The organism is Pantoea vagans, from assembly GCF_001506165.1.
Lineage (GTDB): Bacteria > Pseudomonadota > Gammaproteobacteria > Enterobacterales > Enterobacteriaceae > Pantoea > Pantoea vagans_C.
This window is the reverse complement of the sequence record NZ_CP011427.1, coordinates 2758460-2783150: the sequence shown is the minus strand read 5'-3', so window position 1 is coordinate 2783150 and position 24691 is coordinate 2758460. Positions and strand designations below refer to the sequence as shown.

Here is a 24691-nt window from a genome sequence, read left to right as displayed (position 1 = left end):
ACCCCTCTCACTGCTGCGCTTTCCACAGTTCGGCTAATTCCACCACGGACTGCACGCCGGTTTTCTCCAGAATGTTTTTCTTGTGAGTACTGACAGTTTTATTGCTGATATGCAGTTGTTCACCAATCTGTAAATTCGACAAGCCACGTACTAACAGTGCGACAATCTGCTGCTCTTTATCGGTGAGCGGTAATTCAATGCGGTCGGGCAGTGGCGGGAAGGCTCGCTGGCCGCCCAGCACGGCGAGAATGGCACTTAACAACTGTGCCATGCTCTGGCTCTTTACCACATAACCCGCCGCACCCAATGATACGGCACTGAGTAGCGTATGGCGGCTCTGCTGCGCCGAATAGATTAATACCGGGCAACATTCATCACGCGCGCGCAAGCGGCGCAGTAGCTCCAGCCCATCACTGTTCGGTAAGCCGATGTCGAGCACGATCAGATCGTAGGTATGTTGCTGCAAAAATTGGCGGGCCTGGGTTTCATCTGCCGCCGCGTGCACCTTTAAAGGAATAGGGGAATTAACGCAGGCCGCTTCCAGTGCGACTTCAACCAGCGGATGGTCATCAATGAGCAGTAGCGAAGCCATAAAACAGTTCCTGTTTATTTGAGGGCTTCAGCATAGCGGAAAAGAGCAGAGGGAAAAATAAAGGGAGCGCCATAGCGCTCCCTTTGTGTGATCGGTAAAGACTTACTGCGTAGTCCCATCCGTTTTGTGTTTCACATGGCCGCCACCTTTTTTGGTGTCGACTTTCTTATTCATATCCGGACATTTGCCGTCTTTACACATGGTGTTTTTATGAATCTGTTCAGCGGTCATATTGCCGCTGCTGGTGCCTGAAGTTGCGGCACTGTTAGTATTCATGCTGCCATTGTTGATTTTACTGTTATCAACGTTATTCGGTGGCAGGTTCTCTTTAGCCCCACCTGCAGCGGCCCCGGCTTCAGCGGAGGCATTAGTACTGCCGTTGTTGCTGTCAGCGGCCATTGCTGCGCCACTGCCCAAAGTCATCGCTGCCGTCAAAAAGATCAATGCAAACTTATTCATCATTATGCTCCTTTAATCGATGGTGAGTTGCCATCAGGCACCCGGTGGTGCTGGTTAACGAAAATAACGTACCGTGACGGAATATAATTCCACCATTAACGCTTCGCTTAAAAATTTAATCTTGTAAGAACGTCATTCCTTAGTGCTTACATTTAAAAAGCTTAGTCGACGACCAGATAAATGCAAATTTAACAAATGCATTTCCTTGCGTGTGGAATTTACACCTGATGCCCGAAGGGATACATTTAACAGGTTGCGCCCGGCGAACGCGGGGCCAGAAATTTGAATGGAATTAAGCATGGATTACCAGAACGACGATTTACGCATCAGAGAGATCAAAGAGTTACTGCCTCCTGTTGCTTTGCTCGAAAAATTCCCCGCTACCGATAAAGCCGCTGAGACCGTTGCCCAGGCACGTCAGTCGATTCACCGCATTCTGCACGGTCAAGATGATCGTCTGCTGGTGGTGATCGGTCCTTGTTCGATCCACGATACCGAAGCGGCCAAAGAGTATGCTCAACGCCTTCTGACACTGCGTGAAGAACTCAAGGGCGAGCTTGAAGTAGTGATGCGCGTTTATTTTGAAAAACCGCGTACTACCGTGGGTTGGAAAGGGCTGATAAACGATCCTTTCATGGATGGCAGCTTCCAAATCAACGACGGTCTACGCCTGGCGCGTAAACTGCTGGTGGACATCAATGATATGGGCTTGCCTGCCGCAGGTGAGTTCCTTGATATGATCACCCCACAGTACATGGCTGATTTGATGAGCTGGGGCGCTATTGGTGCACGCACCACCGAATCACAGGTGCACCGTGAACTCTCTTCCGGTCTCTCTTGCCCGGTTGGGTTCAAAAATGGCACCGATGGCACCATTAAAGTGGCGATCGATGCGATTGGTGCAGCCAGTGCGCCGCACTGCTTCCTCTCCGTCACCAAATTTGGCCACTCGGCGATTGTTGAAACCAGCGGTAACGAAGATTGCCATATCATCCTGCGTGGCGGCAAAGAGCCGAACTACAGTGCAGAACATGTGGCAGCGGTGAAAACCGGTCTGGAAAAAGCGGGCTTGCGTCCGCAGGTGATGATCGATTTCAGCCACGCTAACAGCAGCAAACAGTTTCAGCGTCAGATGGTGGTAGCTGAAGACGTGGCGCAGCAGATTGCTGGCGGTGAGCAGGCGATTACCGGCGTGATGATTGAGAGCCATCTGGTGGAAGGTAACCAGAGTCTCGAAAGCGGTAAACCGTTGGTCTACGGCCAGAGTGTCACTGATGCCTGTATTGGCTGGGAAGACACTGAGAAAGCGTTGCGTCAACTGGCGCAGGCGATCAAACAGCGCCGCGGTTAAACGCCTCGCGCGCAAAAAAAAGGCCAGACTCGCGTCTGGCCTTTTTATTTTAAGCCGGTAATTACTTGGCTTTACCCTGGTTAGCAACGGCCGCCGCTTTCGCTGCGATCTCGTCTGCATCACCCAGGTAGTAACGCTTCAGCGGTTTGAAGTTCTCATCAAACTCATACACCAATGGCACGCCAGTTGGGATGTTCAGTTCAAGAATCTCGTCTTCGCTCAGGTTATCGAGGTATTTAACCAGTGCGCGCAGTGAGTTGCCGTGTGCTGCAATGATGACTTTCTCACCGCTTTTGATGCGCGGCAGAATGTTTTCATTCCAGTAAGGGATCACGCGCTCAATGGTCAGTGCCAGGCTTTCGGTAGTTGGCAGCTGCGCATCAGTCAGTGATGCGTAACGTGGATCGTGGCCAGGGAAACGCTCATCCGCACGGTCCAGTTCTGGTGGGGTGATGGCAAAGCCACGACGCCACTGCTTAACCTGGTCGTCGCCGTATTTAGCGGCGGTTTCGGCTTTATCCAGACCTTGCAGCGCACCGTAGTGACGCTCGTTCAGACGCCAGGTTTTCTCAACCGGCAGCCAAGCCTGATCCAGCTCATCCAGCACGTTCCACAGGGTGTGGATGGCACGTTTCAGCACGGAGGTGTAAGCGAAATCAAACACGAAACCTTCTTTCTTCAGCAGCTGACCGGCTGCTTTGGCTTCAGTGCGACCTTTGTCAGACAAATCGACGTCATACCATCCGGTGAAGCGGTTTTCCTGGTTCCACTGGCTTTCGCCGTGTCGCACCAGAACCAGCTTAGTTACGGCCATAGCTTAACTCCTTAATGCTTGATGTAGATAGTTATCGAAACCGGCTGCGGCCACCTGACGCTGTGGCTCACTAATAGCGCCATACCATAGCGGAAAACATCGCACTGCGTAAGTCTGTCGGTAACGCAGTGCGCGTTTTTCATCCGCTGGCTCAGTGTGCCGTGAAGCGATAACACGTCTCAGACTGCCAGCGGTCGCCGGGTTGCAGCCAGCAATCCGGCTGTGGCCACTCGGTATGGTTGGGCGAATCCGGTAAAAATTCACTCTCCAACGCGATGCCCTGGAAAGCAGTATAGCTGCCCTGTTCACGGGCGCGCGTTCCTTCCAGATAGTTGCCGGAATAGAACTGCAGTGCCGGTGCGGCGGTAAACACAGTCAATGACAGCTTGCCATCCGCCGACCACAATTGGGCGGCGGGTTGGCTGCTGTCGCCTGCGGTATTCAGCAGGAAGGCATGGTCATAGCCTTTCACCGCTTTTTGATCGTCATCGGCGAGGAAGTCATCCATCACGCGCTTCGGTTGATTAAAATCGAAGCTGGTGCCCGCCACCGCTTTCAGTGGCGCGTTGGGAATACCTTCACTGTCGACCGGTAAGTAACGATCCGCGTGCAGTTGTAAGCGATGCTGGCGCGCATCGCCATGATGCGCATCAAGGTTAAAGTAAGCATGATTAGTGAGATTGACCGGGCAAGCCTTGTCCGTTTCCGCCTGATAGCGAATCGACAGGCTGTTATCCTCATCAAGACGATAAACCACATCGGCAATCAGATTACCCGGGAAGCCCTGATCGCCATCGGGTGAGTCGAGGCGATAATGCACTTCGGTTTCGCTCTGGCTAACGATCTGCCAGCGACGTTTGTCGAAGCCTTCTGGCCCACCGTGCAGTTGATGCGGGCCCTGATTGGCGGCCAGCAGCAGATTGAGCGGCTTGAGTTCAGCCGACGCGATACGGTTCGCGTAGCGGCCGATAGTCGCGCCGAGATAGGCATCCTGATGCAGATAGTCCGATGGTGTCGCGCAGCCTAACAGTGCTTCGCGCACGCTGTGATCCTGCATGGGTACGCGTGCAGACAACCATGTCGCGCCCCAATCCATAAAGGTGGCAACCATGCCATTGCGGTTACGCAACACGGTGATGCGCCACGGTTGCCCGTCTGGCGCATGGGAATTAACGTCAGTTACCATTGGCCCGCTCCTGCTGACGCTTTGCAGACGTAGAAGGTCTCTTTAATGCCGGTCTGCGCTTCGTATTTCTCGGCCACTGCGGCTTTCACCTGATCAACCAGATCGGTTGGCATCAGCGCCACGATGCAGCCGCCAAAACCACCACCGGTCATACGCACGCCACCACGCGGGCCAACTTCGGCTTTTACAATCTCAACCAACTGATCGATCGGCGGTACGGTGATTTCGAAATCATCACGCATCGAAGCATGGGATTCCGCCATCAGCTCGCCCATCCGTTTCAGATCGCCGCTGCTCAGGGCATCGGCCGCTTCCAGCGTACGGGCATTCTCGGTAATGACGTGGCGTACACGTTTCGCCACCAAAGCATCGAGTTGTGATTCAGAGGCCTGGAACTCGGCCAGCGTCACGTCACGCAGCGCGGGTTTGTTGAAGAAGCGCGCACCGGTTTCACACTGCTCACGGCGGGTGTTGTATTCACTGCCCACCAGGCTACGACGGAAGTTAGAATTGATAATCACCACAGCGACATCTTCAGGCATGGAGACCGCGCGCGTACCGAGGGTACGGCAATCCAGCAACATGGCGTGATCGGGCTGGCCGAGCGCGGAGATCAGCTGATCCATAATGCCGCAGTTGCAGCCCACGAACTGGTTCTCCGCTTCCTGGCCGTTGACCGCAATCGCCGCGCCGTCGAGTTTCAGCTGATACAGCTGCTGGAACACTGTGCCCACTGCCACTTCCAGCGATGCCGATGAACTGAGACCTGCACCCTGAGGGACGTTACCACTGATCACCAGATCGGCACCGCCGAAGCTGGCATCGCGCTTCTGCAAATGTTTCACCACACCACGCACATAATTGGCCCACATCGGTTCTTTCAGCGGCTCAATCGGCGCGTCCAGCGAGAAACTGTCTTGCTGATTATCGTAATCAACCGCGACGACGCGCACCTGACGATCGTCGCGTTTGGCGCAGGCAATCACGGTTTGATAGTCGATGGCACACGGCAACACAAAGCCATCGTTGTAGTCGGTGTGTTCACCAATCAGGTTCACACGACCTGGCGCCTGGATACTGTGCGTCGGCTGATAGCCAAAAGTGTCAGCGAAAACCTGTTGAGTGATGGATTTTAATGACATTTATTGCGCCTCGCGGAAATGGATATCGCTGACAGAACGCAGACGTTCTGCTGCCTGTTCCGCCGTTAAATCACGTTGGGTTTCGGCCAGCATTTCGTAGCCAACCATAAATTTGCGTACCGTGGCTGAACGTAACAGCGGCGGATAGAAGTGAGCGTGCAACTGCCAGTGGTCGTTGGCTTCACCGTTAAACGGTGCGCCGTGCCAGCCCATGGAGTAGGGGAAAGAGCACTGGAACAGGTTGTCGTAACGGCTGGTGAGCTGCTTCAGCGCCAGCGCCAGATCGCTGCGCTGGGCCGGCGTTAAATCGGTGATGCGTTTCACGTGTGCTTTTGGCAACAGCAGGGTTTCAAACGGCCAGGCCGCCCACCAAGGCACCACGGCCAGCCAGTGTTCGGTCTCCACCACCGTGCGGCTGCCGTCTTTCAATTCACGCGCGACGTAATCCACTAATAACGGTGAACCTTTTTTATCAAAGTAGCGGCGCTGATTATCATCTTCTTTTTGCGCTTCGTTGGGCAGGAAACTGTTGGCCCAAATCTGACCGTGCGGATGGGGATTTGAGCAGCCCATCGCCGCGCCTTTGTTCTCAAACACTTGCACCCAAGGGTAGTGTTGACCGAGATCGGCGGTCTGTTCCTGCCAGGTGCGCACGATATCTTCCAGGCCACTCAACGGCAGTTCGGGCAGCGTTTTGCTGTGATCGGGCGAAAAGCAGATCACACGGCTGGTACCACGCGCACTTTCACAACGCATCAAGATGTCTTCGCTTTCCGGCGCGTCAGGCGTATCGGTCATCAGCGCGGCGAAGTCATTAGTGAAGACATAGGTGGTTTTGTAATCAGGATTTTTGTCACCGGTGATACGCGTGTTGCCTGCACACAGGAAACAGTCGGGATCGTGCGCGGGCAGTTGCTCCAGCGCAGGGGTTTCCTGCGCCCCTTGCCATGGGCGCTTAGCACGATGCGGTGAGACCAGCACCCATTGATCGATCAATGGGTTATAACGGCGATGCGGATGATCAACCGGGTTAAATTTTTCCATAACGAGTCCTGGTAAACGGCAAACGGATCAAAATCACTGCGATCAAAGTAGCACAAAGGCCCGCATGAAAGCGTGATCCAGTCTGGATAAATGGTATCGTTTACACAAGGTGACGATTCTCATTTTGTGGGGTTATAGCGCGTGTTTGCTGAAATACCAGGCGGGTTAATGGTAGCGGTTACATAAGGTGACATCAAAGGTGCGCATTAATGCGCACCCTAGGAAAACCGCGCACGATTGACGTAGGGTTGCCATTTATGGCGACCAGGTTATCGCAAATCATCCTGCTGATAGCCGTACCCTTTATCCTGCTTCACAAAGCTCAGACGATGGGTAATGCACTGCGGCGCATCTTCCGCGTGATGCGAGACAAACAGCAACTGGGTGCGGCCTTCGCCAATCAGCACATCGACAAAACGACGCACCAGCTGGCGGTTAATCGGATCAAGCCCCTGCAGCGGTTCGTCCAGAATCAGTAACGTTGGATGTTTCACCAGCGCACGCGCAATCAACACCAGACGCTGCTGGCCCCAGGAGAGACTGTGGAACGGCGCATCGGCCAGATGATTGTCCATGCCCAGCAGCGCCAGCCACTGTCGCGCGAGGGCTTTCTGGCGGTCAGAAACCGCTTGGTACAAACCGATCGAATCAAAGAACCCGGATAGCACCACTGTGCGCACATTGCAGCTCACACGATAGTCGAGATGCAGACTGCTGCTGACGTAACCGATGTGCTGCTTAATATCCCAGATGGTTTCACCACTGCCGCGACGAATGCCGAACAGCGTTAAATCATTACTGTAGCCTTGAGGATGATCGCCGGTCACCAGGCTGAGCAGGGTGGATTTACCGGCACCGTTTGGGCCAACAATCTGCCAGTGCTCGCCTGGATTCACCTGCCAGCTCAGTCCATCAATCACCGCTACGTCGTTATAGGAGACTACGCCATTACGCAGGATCACGCGCGGCGCATCGTCGGCCAGATGCGGCAACTGATCTGGCTCATCGGGTTCTGGCAGCGCCATCCCTGCCAGCTTCTCACTGTGCGCCAACTGTGCCACCAGGGCTTCAGCCAGAATCGCCTTGCGTTCGCCAACGTGGGTCAGGGTGCACTCTGCCAGCACGCCAACCTGCTGGACGAAGTCGGGAATATCATCAAAGCGGTTGAGCACCAGCACCACAGAATAGCCATGCTGGTGCAAGTCGCTCAGCGTTTCTGCGAGGCTGGCGCGTGAGGCCACATCCAGTCCATCAAAGGGTTCATCAAGAATTAATAAATCCGGCTGCGCCATCAGCGCCTGACACAGCAATGTTTTGCGCGTCTCCCCGGTAGAGAGATATTTGAAACGGCGTTCGAGCAGATAAGTGATGCCAAACTGCTGCGCCAGTGCCTGACAACGCGCCTCGTCCTTCACTTCATCCTGAATAATTTGCGCCGCGGTGCGACCGGTATCGTCTTCACCTTCACTCAGCAGATCGGTGTTGTTACGTTCCCATTCATCGCTGACCAGCTTTTGCAGTTGTTCCAGTGACAGTCGGGTACGGCGCTGGAAATCCTGGGTAACTTGCCCTTTACCCGGCGTCAGTTCGCCAGAGAGCGCCCGTGCCAGTGACGATTTTCCGCTGCCGTTGGCGCCAACAAAGGCCCAGCTTTCGCCGCTGTTCAGGGTGAGATCGTTAAGTGACAGTGCTCGCGTGTCGCTAAGGTGAAATATGCCTTGCGAAATTTGCAATGAAGCCATGATTCATTCCGTTTTATGCATCGTGTTACTCAGTTGTAGCGAGCAAGGCGGACGAAGTCAAATCATGGCCTGGATTTCAGAGCAGTGTGGCGATGATGGCATGTTCAGCGTTAAAACTGGCGGTCACCGGCTCGCCCGGCTGGAGATTCTGCTGCTGCACTTGTGCATTATTAAGGGTGGCACACAAGGTCTCACCGCTTGGCAGAGCCATTAATACCTCGCTCACCTGATCGCCGGGTTCGATAGCGCTGATGGTCACCTGCAGCTGATTATCACTCTTCACGGCATCGCGGCTCACCTGAATCCACGGTGCTTTAATCAGCACTAATACCTCTTTACCGCTATCGAGTTGCAAACATTCAGCGCTGCGTTCGGTAATGGCGACCTGCAGTCGGGTCACGCCGTCGGCCAACTGGACGTCGATATGCTGCTGGACCTGCTGATGGTCGCGCGCCAACACGGTGCCAAAAAGTTGGTTACGGGCACTGGTCTGCAGCGAGAAACGGGCAATGGCCGCCAACAGACTATCGAGCGGTAAGCTGTCATTTTGCAGTGCATCAAAGGCTTTCTGCTGGATTTGCTCCATCAACTGAAACAGCTGAATCAGGCGTTCGCCGTAACGGGTTAACTGCGCGCCACCGCCGCCTTTGCCTCCCGTGGCCCGGTCGACTAAAGTTTGATCAGCCATCTGGTTCATATCGTTGATGGCGTCCCAGGCGCTTTTGTAGCTGATGCCAGCCAGTTTTGCCCCCTGGCTGATGGAGCCCGTTTCCTGCACGCGTTTCAGCAGTTCGATGCGGCGCGGATCGGCAAACAGCTTTTGCTGAAGACGAATATTGAGAGAAAGTTCTGCCTGCATGTCAGCTCCTTGGGTTAGTCCGACAAGTTTAAGGCCAAAAGTAAAAGCACGAAAAGGGCAGTGCGTTTTTTTCCCTAACCGTTACAATCACTTTTTTATTTTCTGCGTGAGGTTTCCATGCTGGAACTGCTTAAAAGCCTGGCTGTGGCTGTCATCATGGTGCCAATTGTGATGGCCATTATGCTCGGTCTGATTTACGGCTTGGGTGAAGTTTTCAACGTCATCTCAAAATTTGGCCGCCGCGACGATCGTCCTGCCAACAGCTCACATCATTGATTTCTAAACGCCCGCTTTTCGCGGGCGTTTTGTCCTTAACTTCTGTCAAAAACCGCCGATATATATCTCATGACAGCATTTGTCCTCGCGTTGTATTATCAAATATATAACGTAACAAGGAGTAAACAATGCTGAAAATTAATTACCGCTGGACTGCTGCAACTGTTTTAAGTGTTTCCATGGCGAGCCACGCCGTGGCGGCAGAGAAGATCACTGTGTTTGCCGCGGCATCACTGACCAATGCGTTGCAGGAAATCGCCACGCAGTATCAGAAGAAAACCGGTGTCGAGGTGGTGTCTTCTTTTGCTTCTTCATCTACCTTAGCGCGTCAGATTGATCAGGGCGCCCCCGCCGATCTGTTCATCTCTGCTGACCAGCAGTGGATGGATGATGTGATGGCGAAAAAGAGTGTAGTCGATAGCACGCGCTACACCTTGCTGGGCAACGATTTAGTGCTGGTGGCGCCGAAGAGTGACAGCGCGAAAGCCGTGACCATCAATGCGCAAACTGACTGGAAAAGCCTGTTAAAAGGTGAACGTCTGGCGGTGGGCGATCCGGATCATGTGCCAGCAGGGATTTACGCGAAAGAAGCGCTGCAAAAACTGGGCGCGTGGGAAACGTTATCGCCGCAGCTGGCTCCGGCCAACAACGTCCGTGCCGCGCTGGCCCTGGTGGAACGTAACGAATCGCCTTATGGCATTGTGTACGGTTCCGATGCCGTGGCCAGTGACAAAGTGCAGGTGGTCGGGCGCTTCCCTGAAGACAGCCACAAGCCAGTGGAATACCCAATGGCGATAGTGAAAGAACATCAGAACGCAACGGTTGAAGCCTTCTACAAGTACTTGCAGGGGCCGGATGCCGCTGCCGTGTTTAAACAGTATGGATTTACGCCGAAGAAATGATACTTAGCGATCCCGAATGGCAGGCGGTGTTTCTCAGCCTAAAAGTCTCTTGTGTTGCAGTACTGGTCAGCCTGCCGTTTGGCATCATGATGGCCTGGATTCTGGCGCGCTGCCGGTTTCCGGGCAAAACCCTGTTGGATAGCGTGATCCATTTACCGCTGGTGTTACCGCCCGTGGTGGTGGGTTATCTGCTGTTGATAGCCCTTGGCCGCCGTGGATTCATTGGCGAATGGCTGTATGACTGGTTTGGCTTCACCTTTGCCTTTAGCTGGCGCGGTGCGGTGCTGGCTTCTGCGGTGATGGCTTTTCCGTTGATGGTACGCGCGATACGTCTGGCGCTGGAAGCGGTCGATACCAAACTGGAGCAAGCCGCACGCACGCTGGGTGCGGGACGCTGGCGTGTATTTTTCACCATTACCCTTCCGCTCACCTTGCCGGGCATCATTGTCGGTACGGTGTTGGCCTTTGCCCGTTCACTGGGTGAGTTCGGCGCAACCATTACTTTCGTCTCCAACATTCCTGGTGAGACGCGCACTATTCCGTCCGCGATGTTTACGCTGATTGAAACGCCCGGCGCGGAAGGCACTGCTGCTCGCCTGTGCGCAGTGGCGATTGCGCTGGCCTTGTTGTCGCTGGTGGCTTCAGAGCTGCTGGCGCGCTGGGGCCGTAAGCGGTTAGGAGCGGCCTGATGCTGAATCTGAATATTTCCCAACAGCTGGGCGATCACCTGCTTGACGTCAATGTGCAGATCCCCGGCAGTGGCATCACCGCCATTTTTGGCGTGTCAGGGGCAGGTAAAACCTCACTGATCAATGCGATTGGTGGCTTGACGCAACCGCAGAACGGGCAGATTCAGCTTAACGATCGCCTGCTGTTTGATGCGGCGACGCGTGTAAATCTGCCGCCCGAAAAACGCCGCATCGGCTATGTCTTCCAGGATGCACGTTTGTTCCCGCACTATCGTGTGAAGGGCAACTTGCAATATGGCATGGCGGCGAACATGAAGGCGCAGTTTAACAGCCTGGTGACGTTACTTGGGCTGGAACCGCTGCTCAATCGCTTTCCGGCATCCCTGTCAGGCGGTGAAAAGCAGCGTGTGGCGATTGGCCGCGCATTGCTCACCGCGCCGGACATCTTGCTAATGGACGAACCGCTGGCCTCACTGGACTTGATCCGTAAGCGTGAACTGATGCCGTACCTGCAAAAGCTGGCGAAGCAGGTGGATATTCCGATCCTGTACGTTTCGCACAGCCTGGATGAGATCCTGCAACTGGCCGACAACGTACTGGTGTTGGATAGTGGCAAAGTGAAAGCCTTTGGCGCACTGGAGAAGGTGTGGAGTAGCGCGGCAATGCGCCCGTGGCTCCCAATTGCCGATCGCACCAGCGTACTGCGCGTGCAGGTGCTGGAGCAGCATCCCGATTACCCGATGACGGCTTTATCACTGGGCGACCAACACATTTGGGTCAGCCGGGTGAATCAGCCCGTAAAAACGGCACTGCGTATTCGTATCGCCTCGGCAGACGTGTCCCTGGCACTGCAGCCGCCGCAAAACACCTCAGTCCGCAACATCTTGCCTGCCCAGGTGGTCGAGTTGTTGGAGATTGATGATCAGGTCGAAGTGAAATTGCGCATTGGCATCAGTGAGCTGTGGGCGCGAATTTCGCCATGGGCAAGGGATGAGCTGGGTATTCGACCCGATCAGTGGCTGTATGCGCAGATTAAGAGTGTGTCGATTACAACATAGCGACACATTTGTAGGGTGCGCATTTATGCGCACCTTTGATTTCAGACGGTTACAGAACTTCCTGGTAAATCACTTCGGCAATACCCGCTTCCAGGTTGGTGCCAATGACTTTTTTGGCGCGCGCTTTGATCGCGTCATCAGCATTACCCATCGCCACGCCCAATCCAACCTGTTCCAGCATGCTGAGATCGTTGTAGTTGTCGCCAAACGCCAGCACGTCTTGCATGCTCAAACCCTGGCTCTCAACCCACTGCGCCAGACGCTTACCTTTGCTGTTGCCTGCCTGAGCAATATCCACCTGATCGTGCCATGACCATTCGCAGGCCAGCCCCAGCTCAGCTTCGGTGCGCTCTGCAAACTGCTGTAATGCTCGGGTATCAGGGTGGGAAAGGGCAAACTTCCAGATGGCGTGTGCATCCTGAGCCGCTTGCGCCAGGCTAGGCACTTGCAGGAACAGCGGACGTTGCGCTTCCGGCAGCGATTGTGCCCAGTTTAAGGTACGCGTGACGTGGCCGGTCGGCTCCTGATACAGCATGGCGTCATCCACATACAGCAGGCCGTGAATGTTCTCCTCATCGAGCATCTCGATAACGCGTGTCGCCTGGCTTTTCTCCAGAGGATCGGAAGCCAGCACCTTCTTCGCTTGATAATCATACAAGTAGGTGCCATTACAGCAGATTGCGGGTGTCTCCAGCTGCAGTGCCTGATAAAAAGGGTGGATAGCGCAGTGGTGGCGACCGGTGACGATCAGCACTTTGACACCCGCCTGTTGTGCGCGGGCCAGCGCTTCAATCGATTCTGGCAGAATGGTTTTGTTCGGGGTCAGCAGGGTGCCATCAAGGTCAAGGGCGATTACGCGGTAGCTCATTACTCTTTCCGTCCGGGAGTTAGCAAAGGGTTTAGTCTACACCCGGCAGCGGCCCTGAGACAAAAAACAGGGCACAAATGAATCCAGCGCGGCAAAATGAAACGCGCTACAGTTATCCCTTTCATCAGGCAGCGAATAAGGAAAAACGCATGAAACAAGTCGTGTATACCGCCAGTCCCGAGAGCCAGCAGATCCATGCCTGGCAGTTACAGGAAGATGGCGCACTGACGTTATTGCAGGTCACGGATGTGGCCGGTCAGGTGCAGCCGATGGTGGTGAGCCCGAAGAAAGATTTTCTCTATGTCGGGGTTCGTCCGAATTTTCGCGTGCTGGCGTATCGCATTGCGGCCGACGGTTCGCTGAGCCTGGCCGGTGAAGCGCCGTTGCCGGGCAGCCCGACGCATATCTCCACCGATCGTCAGGGTCACTACCTGTTCTGCGGTTCTTACAACGATGCCTGCGTCAGCATCAGCCCGATTGGCAGCGATGGTGTGCCGCAGGCACCGAGCCAGGTGATTAGCGGTTTGGATGGTTGCCACTCGGCGAATATCGATCTCAGCAACCAAACGCTGTTTGTGCCGGCACTGAAGCAGGATCGCATCTGCCTGTTCCAACTGAACGCGGACGGCACCCTGGCACCGCGCGAGCAAACACAAGTCACCACGGTTGAAGGTGCAGGTCCACGTCACATGGCATTCCATCCTAATGGCGCTTACGGCTATGTGGTGAATGAACTCGACAGCACCGTGGATGTCTGGGCTCTGAGCAACGTGCACGGCCAGGTAGAGCGCGTGCAAAGCCTGGACATGATGCCGAAAGATTTCAGCGATACGCGCTGGGCGGCAGATATCCACATCACGCCAGATGGCCGTTTCCTGTACGCCTGCGACCGCACCAGCAGCACCATTACTGCGTTTAGCATAAGTGAAGATGGTTCGGTGTTGGCGATCGAAGGCTACCAGCCAACAGAAACACAGCCGCGCGGTTTCAATATCGATAACAGTGGTCAGTATCTGGTGGCGGCGGGGCAGAAATCACATCATATCGAAGTGTATAAGATTGCAGAGCGCGGTCTGCTGCAACCGCTGGCGCGTTACGCCGTAGGCCAGGGCCCGATGTGGGTGGTGATTCACGCGTTGGATTGATTAATGACCTGCCGATATAACCGGCAGGTCTTAACCGTAGCGGCGCGATTTATCGCGCATTTTACGGCGGTATCGCGACGACATGCGTGATAAATCGCGCCGCTACAGAGTAACAATTAAGCGTATTTCACCGTGATGGACGCGCTTGCCAGTGCATGGAAGTGCACATTAAAGCCCACCATGGCACCACTCGCGCCGGCATCTACGTCAATCTTATCGGTATCCATCGCGTGTACGGTAAAGATATAGCGATGTGACTCACCCTGCGGAGGCGCTGCGCCGCCGTAACCGGTTTGACCAAAATCGGTGCGCGTCTGAATCGCGCTTGCTGGCAAGGCGGCAACGCCTGAACCGGCACCTTGCGCCAGTTCCGTCACGTCAGCGGGCAAGTTCGCGACCACCCAGTGCCACCAACCTGAACCTGTTGGTGCATCAGGATCGTAACAGGTCACCACAAAACTCTTAGTCCCCTCAGGGGCATCTTCCCAAGCCAGATGAGGTGACAGATTATCCCCTGTGTATCCCATCCCGTTGAAAACGTGTCGCTCTGGCATCTTATCGCCATCATTAAAATCCTGGCTAAATACGCGCATGACCTCTCCTTTTTTCCATTGTGCAGTGCCGTCCATCATGGTGGAAAATCTGCTGCACTTCCAGTCTCCTCACCCTTGGAAATGCGCCTCAACATCCAGCGCCGCACGCACTGCCTGGGTTAGTTGTGAGAGTTCAGCGGCAGAAATCAGATAAGGTGGCATCAGGTAGATCAACTTGCCAAACGGCCGGATCCACACGCCACGTTCAACAAAGAACTGCTGCAGTGCCGCCATATTCACCGGCGAGTGGGTTTCAATGACGCCAATCGCCCCCAGCACGCGGGCATCGGCCACGGCGTGATGCTGGCTGAGTGGCAGCAGTTCGCGCTGCAACTGCTGTTCGATTGCTGTCACTTGCGCAGGCCAGTGCCCCTCATTGATCATCGTCAGGCTCTCTACCGCCACCGCACAGGCCAGTGGATTGCCCATAAAGGTGGGGCCATGCATAAAGCAGCCCGCGGCACTGCGGCTGATGGTGTCGGCCACTTCGCGGGTCGTGAGTGTGGCGGAAAGCGTCATGGTGCCGCCGGTCAATGCCTTACCCAGGCAGAGAATATCGGGTGCGATCCCGGCATGCTCGCAGGCAAACAGTTTACCGCTGCGACCAAATCCGGTGGCGATCTCATCGGCAATCAGCAGGATGCCGTAGCGATCGCACAGTTCGCGCACCTGCTGCAAATAGCGCGGATGGTAGAAGCGCATCCCGCCAGCACCCTGCACGATGGGTTCAAGGATCACCGCCGCAATCTCGCGATGATGCTTCTCCGCTAACTGAGCGAAATCGGCAAAGTCAGAGGCATCCCACTCCGCATCGAAGCCGCACTGCGGCGCAGCGGCGAACAGGTGTTCCGGCAGATAACCCCGCCACAAGCTGTGCATGGAGTTTTCTGGATCGCACACCGACATCGCGGCAAAAGTGTCGCCGTGATAGCCACGCTTCAACGTGAGGAATTTTTGCCGTGTTTCACCGCGTCCCAGCCAGTACTGCAACGCCATTTTCATCGAGACTTCGACGGCGATCGACCCGGAATCGGCGAGGAACACGCACTCCAGCGCTTCAGGTGTCATGGCGATCAGCTGGCGGCTCAGTTCCACGGCGGCCGGATGGGTAATACCGCCAAACATCACATGCGACATCTGCGCCATCTGCTGCTGTAAAGCCTGATTGAGGCGCGGATGGTTATAGCCATGAATCGCTGCCCACCACGACGACATCCCGTCGACCAGTTCTCGTCCATCAGCCAGCTGTAGCTGGCAACCGTGCGCGGCGACTACCGGGTAACAGGGCAGCGGATCGCGCATCGAGGTGTACGGATGCCAGATATGCTGGCGGTCAAAGTTGAGGTCGTCCTGAGTGAACATCTGTCTTGTAAACCATTTTGAAAAGATTTAGTTTACGAGTATAACCACGTTAATCGTCGGGATGAACCCCTTTTTTCTGGAGTAAGCAATGGCAAACCGCTGGACACTGACACAAGCTCAGGCACTGTTCGATAAACCTTTCCTTGAGCTGATGTTCGAAGCGCAGCAAGTTCACCGTCAGCATTTTGATCCGCGCCAGGTGCAGGTCAGTACACTGCTGTCGATCAAAACCGGTGCCTGTCCGGAAGACTGTAAATACTGCCCGCAGAGTGCACGCTATAAAACCGGGCTGGAGTCCGAGCGTCTGATGGAAGTGGAAGCGGTGCTGGAATCGGCGCGTAAAGCCAAAGCGGCGGGATCAAGCCGTTTCTGTATGGGCGCTGCATGGAAAAACCCTCACGAGCGCGACATGCCGTACCTGGAGCAGATGGTGCAGGGCGTGAAAGCTATGGGTATGGAAACCTGCATGACACTGGGCACGCTGGACAACACCCAGGCTGAGCGCCTGGCCAGTGCGGGTCTCGATTTCTACAACCACAACCTCGACACTTCGCCAGAGTTTTACGGCAGCATCATCACCACGCGCAGCTATCAGGAGCGTCTGGATACGCTGGATAAAGTGCGCGGCGCAGGCATTAAAGTGTGCTCGGGCGGCATTGTCGGCCTGGGTGAAACGGTGAAAGACCGTGCGGGCTTGCTGGTGCAGTTGGCGAATCTACCGACGCCACCAGAGAGTGTGCCGATCAACATGCTGGTCAAGGTCAAAGGCACGCCGCTGGCGGATAACGATGACGTTGAACCTTTTGATTTTATCCGCACCATTGCGGTGGCACGTATCATGATGCCATCGTCGCACGTCCGTCTTTCAGCGGGCCGTGAGCAGATGAGCGAGCAAACTCAGGCGATGTGCTTTATGGCCGGTGCTAACTCCATCTTCTACGGTTGCAAATTGCTGACTACGCCGAACCCGGAAGAAGATAAAGATCTGATCCTGTTCCGCAAACTCGGCCTCAATCCCGAACACACCGCCACCACCGCAGGTGACAATGAGCAGCAATATCAACTGAGTGAACAGTTGGTGCACGCGGATACCGAACAGTTCTACAACGCGGCAGTGTAATGAGCTGGTCAGATCGCATTGAACACGCGTTGATCGCACGACGTGAAGCTGATGGCTGGCGCGTGCGGCGGCGTTTTGAACACAACAGTGTCCGTGAGATCACGCTCGAGGGGCAGCGCTATTGCCACTTCTCCAGCAACGATTATCTGGGCCTGAGCCAGCATCCAGCGGTGATTGCGGCCTGGCAGCAGGGTGCGGCGCAAGCGGGGGCTGGCGCGGGCGCTTCCGGCCACGTCACGGGCTATAGCCAATACCATGCGCAGCTGGAAGAGCAGCTGGCGGAGTGGTTGGGTTACAAACGTGCCTTGCTGTTTATCTCCGGCTTTGCCGCCAATCAGGCGGTGATCCATCTGCTGGCAGAAAAGCAAGATCGCATTCTCGCCGATAAGCTGGCACACGCATCGCTGCTGGATGCGGCCAGCCACAGCCCGGCTACCCTCAGACGTTTTGCCCATAATCAGCCTGAGAGCCTGGCTAAACTGCTGGCAACGCCGTCGGACGGCGGCACGCTGGTGGTGACCGAAGGCATTTTCAGCATGGATGGCGATAGCGCACCGCTAGCCGCTATCGCGCAGGAGACGCAGCGTGGCAACGGCTGGTTGCTGGTGGATGATGCACACGGTATTGGGGTGTGCGGTGAGCAGGGGCGAGGAAGTTGCTGGCAGCAGGGCGTAAAACCCGAGCTGTTAATTGTCACCTTTGGCAAAGGTTTTGGCGTCAGCGGAGCCGCACTGTTATGCGATGAAGCCACGGCGGATTACGTCGAGCAGTTTTCACGCCATTTGATCTACTCCACCGCGATGCCACCGGCACAATGTTGTGCGCTGTTGGCCGCGTTGCAGCAGATCCAACAGGGCGATGCCCTCCGTGAACAGCTAAACAGCCATATCGCTCGCTTCCGTCGCGGTGCGGCCGATCTTCCGTGGCAGCTGATGCCGTCAAACAGTGCGATTCAGCCACTGATTGTGGGCGAAAACAGTGCGGCGTTGGCGTTGTCACAGCGTTTGGCTGCTGCCGGATGCTGGGTGAGCGCGATTCGACCGCCTACGGTGCCGCCGGGCACGGCGCGTTTACGCATCACCCTCACGGCGGCACACCACACTGAAGACATCGATCGTCTACTGGAGGCACTGTATGACGCTGCAGGTTAACAAGCAGGCGGTGGCGCAGGCCTTTGGACGCGCGGCACAGCATTATGAACAACATGCCGAGTTGCAGCGGCAGAGTGGGGATGCCCTGTTGGCGCTGGCACCGGCGGGTTTTGGCCCGCATTTGCTGGACGCGGGGTGTGGCACTGGTTGGTACAGTCGCTACTGGCGCGATCGTGGGCGCACACTCACCGCGCTCGATCTCTCTGCCAGTATGCTGGATGCTGCGCGCACCCAGCACTCTGCACAGCATTATGTGCAAGGGGATATCGATGAATTGCCGCTACCGGATAACAGCGTTGATGGGGTGTGGAGCAATCTGGCGGTGCAGTGGAGCAGCGATCTGCGCCTTGCGCTACAGCAATTCCTGCGCGTCACACGTCCCGGCGGCGCGGTGCTGTTTTCGACCCTGCTTGATGGCTCGCTGCATGAAGTGCATCAGGCGTGGGCACAACTTGATGGCCGTATCCACGCCAATCGCTTTCTCAACGAAGCGCAATTGACCTCAGCCTGCGCAGGTTTGCCGCTGCACGCTCAGCAGCAGATGATCACGCTGCACTTCCCCACAGCGCTGAGCGCGATGCGCTCGTTGAAAGGTATTGGTGCCACCCATTTGCATGAAGGGCGCGGCACAGGTGTGCTCACGCGTAAGCAGCTGACACAGCTTGAGCAGTGCTGGCCGCAAGATGAGCGCGGCTATCGCCTCAGTTATCACTTGATGTATGGAGTTTTAAGTAAATGACACGCTGGTTTATTACCGGAACGGACACTGAAGTCGGCAAAACGGTGGCCAGTGGCGCACTGTTGCAGGCGGCGAGTGCTGCGGGTTTACGTACCGCAGGCTACAAGCCAGTGGCATCAGGGTGTGACATCACGCCAGCGGGGATCCGCAACAGTGATGCCCTGGCGCTCCAGCGCTACAGCAGCCTGGCACTCAGCTACGAGCAGGTGAACCCGATGGCATTTGTGGAACCGACTTCACCGCACATTGTCAGTGCGGAAGAGGGCAGGCCGATTGAGTTTGCTGCGTTGTCCGCAGGGCTGCGTGCGCTGGAGCAGCAGGCTGAATGGGTGCTGGTGGAGGGGGCCGGCGGTTGGTTTACCCCCTTATCGGAGACGCAAACCTATGCCGATTGGGTTGAGGCGGAGCAACTCCCGGTCATCCTGGTGGTGGGAGTGAAACTGGGCTGTATTAACCATGCGATGCTGACAGCAGAAGCGATTAAGGCACGCGGGCTGCGTCTGGCGGGATGGATTGCCAACGATATTCAGCCGCCGGGTAAACGTCATGCGGAGTACATCGCCACACTGCGTCAGCGTATTGATGCGCCGTTCCTGGGCGAGATTCCGTATCTGGACAACGAAACGCAGCAGGCCGAGTGCGGGCAGTATTTGACCCTGCCACTGTAAAAATATCCTTTCCAGGTGCGCATAAATGCGCACCCTACAACGATTTATCATTCACCCGTAGGGTCGCGATTAATGGCGACCACACCAATCGGCGGCCGCTACGTCGACGTTAACCACTTGCTAACAGTGATATCGTCCAGTTGTGCCACGTGGCCCTGCGCCACATTACGACCCCGATGCAGCAGCAGGAAATAGTCCGCTACCCGGCGGATAAACGACACGTGCTGCTCCAGCAGTAATACCGTTAAACCGTATTCGCGATTGAGGCGGCGGATCAGGTTGCCCATCTCCTCTTCCAGCCAAGGCGACATACCTTCAGTGGGTTCATCCAGAATCAGCAGCTTTGGCTGCAACACCAGTGCACGTGCCAGCGCAAGGTGCTGCTGCTGGTCCATCGGTAATTCGCCGCTGCGCTGATGGCGTAATGAATAGAGTGCAGGAAACAGATCGAAAACCATTTCTGGAATAGCACGGCTGCGGTCGTCCTGCGCGGCCATCAACGCAATCATCAGGTTATCTTCCACACTCATCTGCGAGAAAATATGGCGCCCCTGCGGCACATAGCCAATGCCCATTCGCGCGCGCTGTTCCGCAGGTTGCAGCAGCAAGTCCTCTGGCGGCGAACCATCTTCCTGCCAGGTCATCGAGCCGCTATTAATCGGTAAGCGCCCCATGATGCAGTTCACTAGCGTGGTTTTGCCCATTCCGGGACTGCCCAGCACACCGGTACAGGTGCCGGGGGGCAGATCGAGATCGACATCCCACAGAATATGGTTGTGACCGTAAAACTGATTCACCGAACGTAAACTCAGCATCTGACATACTCCTTCCAGATTATTTGCCTGAATGCTCCCGCTCTGTGTCGTCTGGCATACAGTCGTGCACGATTGATAGTGGACACTGCTGTTACAGGCCTGCGCAGCAGACCTTATGGACTCGTCACTCCATAGTCAGGTACCTGCAATTCCCAGGCCAGATTAGTGCGACGGGGGCATCTTCATCAGAATCGAGGCAAAACAGCCCTTAAAAGATGAGAGATGCTTAATAATTCCACTCAGTAATAACCTGGCTGCACTTTGAGAGTGCTGAACGCTTAACGTTTCTGGTGCATCTGTTCGTTCATAAGGCAATCACTGAAGAAATAAATGGTCTTAACGCACGGTTTTCACGACAAGAAGGCTTGCTTAAGCTGCAAAAAGAATAGTTAAAGCGGTCTGAGGTGGGGGGAAAATAATCGCAAAAAAAAAATATTTCGCACGCCTGGACAAGCCTGGGGAAAATTATACACAGCCGATGGGTTCAGGGCTGGATTCAGTTATCCACCATTCCTGTGGATAACCTTGTGTATTAGCGACTGAAAACCGGGCGCAAGCGAGGAAATACGCGGCCTGCATACATTATGCTGCGAAACTGGACTTTGAGGTCATTGTGAATAAAATCAGCAGGTTATTTAAAAGCAAGCCTGAGATTTTTCTGCCTTGTCATCCGACTGCAATTTAATGGCGCTCTCTTGACAAATGTTAAAAGCGTTACGGCTCTGGGGATAACCTTGCGCAACAACATTTTGCTTTCTGCCGCTTTAATTGCACTGAAGCGAAACAACCCGTTTCCCCGTTATCGTGCAAGATATCTGTAAATATATCCAGTATTTTTTTCTGGCAAATTCGCCATAGCAGAGTAGAATTAGCAGCCTGCCCGCCGACTTCTTCCGCAGGAACCGCAAAACCATGAGTAAAGCCTTTAAACTCAACTCTGCTTTCAAACCTTCAGGTGATCAGCCTGAGGCGATTCGTCGTCTGGAGGAGGGGCTGGAAGATGGTCTCGCGCATCAAACGCTGCTGGGCGTCACGGGGTCGGGTAAAACCTTTACCATTGCCAATGTCATCGCCGATCTCAATCGCCCTACGATGGTGATGGCGCCTAACAAGACACTGGCTGCCCAGTTGTACGGGGAGATGAAAGAGTTTTTCCCGGATAACGCGGTGGAGTTTTTTGTCTCCTACTACGACTACTATCAACCTGAAGCCTATGTGCCAAGTTCCGACACCTTCATTGAGAAGGATGCGGCAGTTAATGAACACATTGAGCAGATGCGTCTTTCCGCCACCAAAGCCATGCTGGAGCGCCGTGACGTGATCGTGGTGGCGTCGGTATCGGCCATCTACGGTTTGGGCGATCCCGATCTCTACCTGAAGATGATGCTGCACTTAACGCGCGGAATGATCATCGATCAGCGCAGCATTTTGCGTCGTCTGGCAGAGCTGCAATATACCCGTAACGATCAGGTCTTCCAGCGCGGTACGTTCCGGGTGCGTGGTGAAGTCATCGACATCTTCCCGGCGGAATCCGACGACATTGGTTTGCGTGTGGAACTGTTTGATGAAGAGGTTGAGCGCTTATCGTTGTTCGATCCGCTCACGGGGCAAGTGGACTCGGTGATCCCGCGCTTTACTATCTACCCTAAAACGCACTACGTCACGCCGCGCGAGCGTATCCTGCAAGCGATGGAAGAGATCAAAGACGAGCTGGTGGTGCGGCGTAAAGTGCTGCTGGAAAACAATAAGCTGCTGGAAGAGCAACGCATTAGCCAGCGCACCCAGTTCGATCTGGAGATGATGAACGAACTGGGGTACTGCTCTGGCATTGAGAACTACTCGCGCTACCTCTCGGGTCGTGGCCCCGGCGAACCGCCTCCGACCTTGTTTGATTATCTTCCGGCCGATGGTTTGCTGGTGGTCGATGAATCGCACGTCACCATCCCGCAGATTGGCGGCATGTATCGTGGCGACCGTGCACGTAAAGAGACGCTGGTGGAGTATGGTTTCCGTCTGCCGTCAGCGCTGGATAACCGTCCCTTACGCTTTGAAGAGTTTGAAGCGCTGGCGCCGCAAACCATCTATGTTTCGGCGACGCCAGGCAACTATGAACTGGAAAAATCGGGCAGTGAGGTGATCGATCAGGTAGTTCGTCCCACCGGGCTGCTGGATCCGATTCTGGAAGTGCGTCCTGTCGCGACCCAAGTGGATGATTTGCTGTCAGAGATCCGTCAGCGCGTGGCGATTAACGAGCGTGTGCTGGTGACCACCCTGACCAAACGTATGGCGGAAGACCTTACGGAATATCTGGTGGAACACGGAGAGAAGGTGCGCTACCTGCACTCCGATATCGACACCGTAGAGCGTATGGAGATCATTCGTGATTTGCGCCTGGGTGAGTTTGATGTGCTGGTCGGCATCAACTTACTGCGTGAGGGGCTGGATATGCCGGAGGTGTCGCTGGTGGCGATCCTCGATGCGGATAAAGAGGGCTTCCTGCGTTCTGAGCGCTCACTGATTCAGACCATTGGTCGTGCGGCACGTAACATTAACGGTAAGGCGATTCTTTACGCCGATAAGATTACGCCATCGATGGAGCGTGCGATGGGGGAAACCGAACGCCGTCGCGAGAAGCAGCAGCGCTACAACGAAGAGCATGGCATTGTGCCGCAAGGTCTCAACAAGAAAATCACCGATATTCTTGAGTTGGGCAAAAACGTGGTGAAAACGCGTGGCAAAGGTAAGACGGCTTCACGCGTGGCTGCAGAAGAAGAGGCGAACTATCTGGCACTGACACCGCAGGCGATGCAGAAGAAAATTCACGAGCTGGAGGTGCAGATGCAACAGCATGCGCAGAATCTGGAATTCGAAGAGGCTGCCAGCGTGCGCGACCAGTTACACCAGTTACGCGAATTGTTTATCGCGGCGTCCTGATTTCAGCAAGAATCGTTGCGGTCGCCATTAATGGCGACCCTACGCGAAACGCCGTAGTGTGCGCATTCATGCGCACCGAAATCGCCTGAATCGCCTGATTCAGCGCAATGCGCAGTAACTGGCGATTCATGTGCACCTAAAACGCCTGAATCGCCTGCTCCAGCGCAATGCGCAGTAACTGGCGGTCGTGACGGTACTTGATGTCAGCGGCCTCCAGCGGTTCGCGCACAATCAGACGATCCTCTACACCACGAATGTCGGCGGCCGGACTGACCACTACCGCATCAATCACGCGCTTTCCAATCGCCTTTTCCATGATGGCCAGCTTATCGGCCACGGTCAGGCTGGCGGCTGCAGGGCTTAATTCGCGGCCAAGATTGCCAATAAACACCATGGTGGCAGGGGTACGGCGTAATGCGCGAGTCATCTCTTCCATCAACAGAATCGGCATCAGGCTGGTGTAAAAGCTGCCGGGGCCAATCAAAATTAAATCGGCTTCAGCAATCGCATCCAGCGCCTCTTTAGTGGGGATGACGTTCGGGTGCAGCATCAACTCTTGCGGCGGTTGCTTCATCTCATCAATGGCGGTCTCACCGTACACCATGTTGCCTTCGCAATCCTGCGCCACCAGATCAACCGGCTGCTCCGACATCGGGATCAAGAAGGCATCCACCTTGAGCAGATTACGAATGATGTTGATGGCTTCCAGCGGACGTACGCTGAGGTGATCGAGTGCTTTGAGTATCAGATTGCCAAGATTATGGCCCGCCAACTCGCCATTGCCTGCGAAGCGATACTCGAACATCGCCGACGCCACGCTAGGCTCGGTGATCAGTTGATTGATGCAATTACGCATATCACCCCAGGCAATGCCGCCTTCCGAACGACGAATGCGTCCGGTGGATCCGCCATTATCGGTGGTCGTCACGATACCGGTCAGGCGCGAGCCAAGCGGTGCCAGTGCGGACATCACACGGCCAAGGCCATGCCCGCCGCCAAGCGCCACTACGCGATCTAAATCTGCCAGGGTACGATTCATGCTATTCCTTAAAAGCTTACAACTGCCTGAAGAGGCGCAGTTGTAGTGATGTGAATCAATATCTACCGCGCATTTTAACGTATCCTGCTGCGAAAATGCGGTGAAAAATCGTTATGTATCAGTATATATAGCGAAATTCACTC

Annotated in this window: 25 protein-coding genes; 11 read left to right on the top strand and 14 right to left on the bottom strand. The window is 55.2% G+C overall.

The features are described from left to right. Positions 1 to 7: 7 nt before the first annotated feature. Together LK04_RS12970 and LK04_RS12965 are read right to left on the bottom strand one after the other, a co-directional pair. Positions 8 to 592, bottom strand: a complete 585-nt coding sequence (locus tag LK04_RS12970; protein WP_059109808.1) for a response regulator transcription factor — start codon at positions 590 to 592, stop codon at positions 8 to 10. A 102-nt stretch (positions 593 to 694) separates the two neighbouring features. After that, the gene (locus LK04_RS12965; RefSeq protein WP_039336647.1) at positions 695 to 1054 is read right to left on the bottom strand and encodes a YbgS-like family protein; all 360 of its coding nucleotides are present in this window, start codon (positions 1052 to 1054) and stop codon (positions 695 to 697) included. 295 nt (positions 1055 to 1349) lie between these two features. Here LK04_RS12965 and aroG point away from each other — a divergent pair, with 295 nt between their 5' ends. Next, positions 1350 to 2402, top strand: coding sequence for a 3-deoxy-7-phosphoheptulonate synthase AroG (aroG, locus tag LK04_RS12960; RefSeq protein WP_039336645.1), 1053 nt, complete (start codon positions 1350 to 1352; stop codon positions 2400 to 2402). A 61-nt stretch (positions 2403 to 2463) separates the two neighbouring features. On the opposite strand, the gene gpmA is transcribed toward aroG, so the two are convergent. The 6 genes from gpmA to modE all read right to left on the bottom strand — a co-directional run bounded on the left by gpmA (position 2464) and on the right by modE (position 9189). Further along, on the bottom strand, positions 2464 to 3216 hold the full coding sequence (gpmA, locus tag LK04_RS12955; RefSeq protein ID WP_039336643.1) for a 2,3-diphosphoglycerate-dependent phosphoglycerate mutase: 753 nt from the start codon (positions 3214 to 3216) through the stop codon (positions 2464 to 2466). Positions 3217 to 3367: 151 nt separating this feature from the next. Then, on the bottom strand, positions 3368 to 4402 hold the full coding sequence (gene galM, locus LK04_RS12950) for a galactose-1-epimerase (protein ID WP_039336642.1): 1035 nt from the start codon (positions 4400 to 4402) through the stop codon (positions 3368 to 3370). Then, positions 4396 to 5544: a galactokinase gene (galK, locus tag LK04_RS12945; RefSeq protein WP_039336640.1), complete on the bottom strand. Its 1149-nt coding sequence runs from the start codon at positions 5542 to 5544 to the stop codon at positions 4396 to 4398. The genes galM and galK overlap by 7 nt, the downstream gene beginning before the upstream one ends. Continuing rightward, a complete protein-coding gene (gene galT, locus LK04_RS12940) occupies positions 5545 to 6588 on the bottom strand; it encodes a galactose-1-phosphate uridylyltransferase (RefSeq protein WP_039336638.1) in 1044 nt (347 codons plus the stop codon). A gap of 269 nt (positions 6589 to 6857) precedes the next feature. Further along, positions 6858 to 8330: a molybdate ABC transporter ATP-binding protein ModF gene (gene modF, locus LK04_RS12935; protein ID WP_039336636.1), complete on the bottom strand. Its 1473-nt coding sequence runs from the start codon at positions 8328 to 8330 to the stop codon at positions 6858 to 6860. A gap of 76 nt (positions 8331 to 8406) precedes the next feature. Beyond that, positions 8407 to 9189 (bottom strand): molybdenum-dependent transcriptional regulator, encoded by a 783-nt coding sequence (gene modE, locus LK04_RS12930; RefSeq protein WP_039336634.1) that lies wholly within the window; start codon positions 9187 to 9189, stop codon positions 8407 to 8409. Positions 9190 to 9306: 117 nt separating this feature from the next. Between modE and LK04_RS20155 the strand changes: the two genes are divergently transcribed. The 4 genes from LK04_RS20155 (at position 9307) to modC (ending at position 12114) form a co-directional block, all read left to right on the top strand. Further along, positions 9307 to 9465, top strand: coding sequence for an AcrZ family multidrug efflux pump-associated protein (locus tag LK04_RS20155; RefSeq protein ID WP_039336632.1), 159 nt, complete (start codon positions 9307 to 9309; stop codon positions 9463 to 9465). Between the two features lie 128 nt (positions 9466 to 9593). Then, positions 9594 to 10367 (top strand): molybdate ABC transporter substrate-binding protein, encoded by a 774-nt coding sequence (gene modA / locus LK04_RS12925; RefSeq protein ID WP_039336630.1) that lies wholly within the window; start codon positions 9594 to 9596, stop codon positions 10365 to 10367. After that, the gene (modB, locus tag LK04_RS12920) at positions 10364 to 11056 is read left to right on the top strand and encodes a molybdate ABC transporter permease subunit (RefSeq protein WP_039336628.1); all 693 of its coding nucleotides are present in this window, start codon (positions 10364 to 10366) and stop codon (positions 11054 to 11056) included. Before modA ends, modB begins: the two co-directional genes overlap by 4 nt. Further along, the gene (modC, locus tag LK04_RS12915; RefSeq protein WP_039336626.1) at positions 11056 to 12114 is read left to right on the top strand and encodes a molybdenum ABC transporter ATP-binding protein ModC; all 1059 of its coding nucleotides are present in this window, start codon (positions 11056 to 11058) and stop codon (positions 12112 to 12114) included. Before modB ends, modC begins: the two co-directional genes overlap by 1 nt. Positions 12115 to 12163: 49 nt before the next feature. Here the strand turns inward: modC and LK04_RS12910 are convergent, their stop codons facing one another. Beyond that, positions 12164 to 12982, bottom strand: coding sequence for a pyridoxal phosphatase (locus LK04_RS12910; protein ID WP_039336624.1), 819 nt, complete (start codon positions 12980 to 12982; stop codon positions 12164 to 12166). Between the two features lie 149 nt (positions 12983 to 13131). Here LK04_RS12910 and pgl point away from each other — a divergent pair, with 149 nt between their 5' ends. Next, the gene (gene pgl / locus LK04_RS12905) at positions 13132 to 14127 is read left to right on the top strand and encodes a 6-phosphogluconolactonase (protein WP_039336652.1); all 996 of its coding nucleotides are present in this window, start codon (positions 13132 to 13134) and stop codon (positions 14125 to 14127) included. Between the two features lie 116 nt (positions 14128 to 14243). Here the strand turns inward: pgl and LK04_RS12900 are convergent, their stop codons facing one another. Together LK04_RS12900 and bioA are read right to left on the bottom strand one after the other, a co-directional pair. Beyond that, complete coding sequence (locus LK04_RS12900) at positions 14244 to 14720, bottom strand: kinase inhibitor (protein WP_039336623.1); 477 nt, start codon at positions 14718 to 14720, stop codon at positions 14244 to 14246. A 69-nt stretch (positions 14721 to 14789) separates the two neighbouring features. Then, positions 14790 to 16082, bottom strand: a complete 1293-nt coding sequence (gene bioA / locus LK04_RS12895) for an adenosylmethionine--8-amino-7-oxononanoate transaminase (protein WP_039336621.1) — start codon at positions 16080 to 16082, stop codon at positions 14790 to 14792. 88 nt (positions 16083 to 16170) lie between these two features. Here bioA and bioB point away from each other — a divergent pair, with 88 nt between their 5' ends. From bioB to bioD, 4 genes are read left to right on the top strand one after another with little or no spacing between them, the layout of a single operon-like run. Then, a complete protein-coding gene (gene bioB, locus LK04_RS12890; RefSeq protein ID WP_034821141.1) occupies positions 16171 to 17202 on the top strand; it encodes a biotin synthase BioB in 1032 nt (343 codons plus the stop codon). Continuing rightward, complete coding sequence (gene bioF / locus LK04_RS12885) at positions 17202 to 18353, top strand: 8-amino-7-oxononanoate synthase (protein ID WP_039336618.1); 1152 nt, start codon at positions 17202 to 17204, stop codon at positions 18351 to 18353. The genes bioB and bioF overlap by 1 nt, the downstream gene beginning before the upstream one ends. After that, positions 18337 to 19092 carry a malonyl-ACP O-methyltransferase BioC gene (bioC, locus tag LK04_RS12880; protein ID WP_039336616.1) on the top strand — a complete coding sequence of 252 codons (756 nt, stop codon included), beginning with the start codon at positions 18337 to 18339 and terminating at the stop codon, positions 19090 to 19092. The genes bioF and bioC overlap by 17 nt, the downstream gene beginning before the upstream one ends. Continuing rightward, positions 19089 to 19760 (top strand): dethiobiotin synthase, encoded by a 672-nt coding sequence (bioD, locus tag LK04_RS12875; RefSeq protein ID WP_039336614.1) that lies wholly within the window; start codon positions 19089 to 19091, stop codon positions 19758 to 19760. Before bioC ends, bioD begins: the two co-directional genes overlap by 4 nt. A gap of 98 nt (positions 19761 to 19858) precedes the next feature. Here bioD and LK04_RS12870 read toward each other — a convergent pair whose 3' ends face one another. Continuing rightward, positions 19859 to 20575 (bottom strand): ABC transporter ATP-binding protein, encoded by a 717-nt coding sequence (locus LK04_RS12870; RefSeq protein WP_039336612.1) that lies wholly within the window; start codon positions 20573 to 20575, stop codon positions 19859 to 19861. A gap of 912 nt (positions 20576 to 21487) precedes the next feature. Here LK04_RS12870 and uvrB point away from each other — a divergent pair. Continuing rightward, complete coding sequence (gene uvrB, locus LK04_RS12865) at positions 21488 to 23509, top strand: excinuclease ABC subunit UvrB (RefSeq protein WP_039336610.1); 2022 nt, start codon at positions 21488 to 21490, stop codon at positions 23507 to 23509. Here the strand turns inward: uvrB and LK04_RS20675 are convergent. Next, a complete protein-coding gene (locus LK04_RS20675) occupies positions 23493 to 23639 on the bottom strand; it encodes a hypothetical protein (RefSeq protein ID WP_156138104.1) in 147 nt (48 codons plus the stop codon). The two genes, uvrB and LK04_RS20675, sit on opposite strands and share 17 nt — an antisense overlap. Positions 23640 to 23645: 6 nt before the next feature. Continuing rightward, positions 23646 to 24548: a gluconeogenesis factor YvcK family protein gene (locus tag LK04_RS12860; protein ID WP_039336608.1), complete on the bottom strand. Its 903-nt coding sequence runs from the start codon at positions 24546 to 24548 to the stop codon at positions 23646 to 23648. Positions 24549 to 24691: the final 143 nt, after the last annotated feature.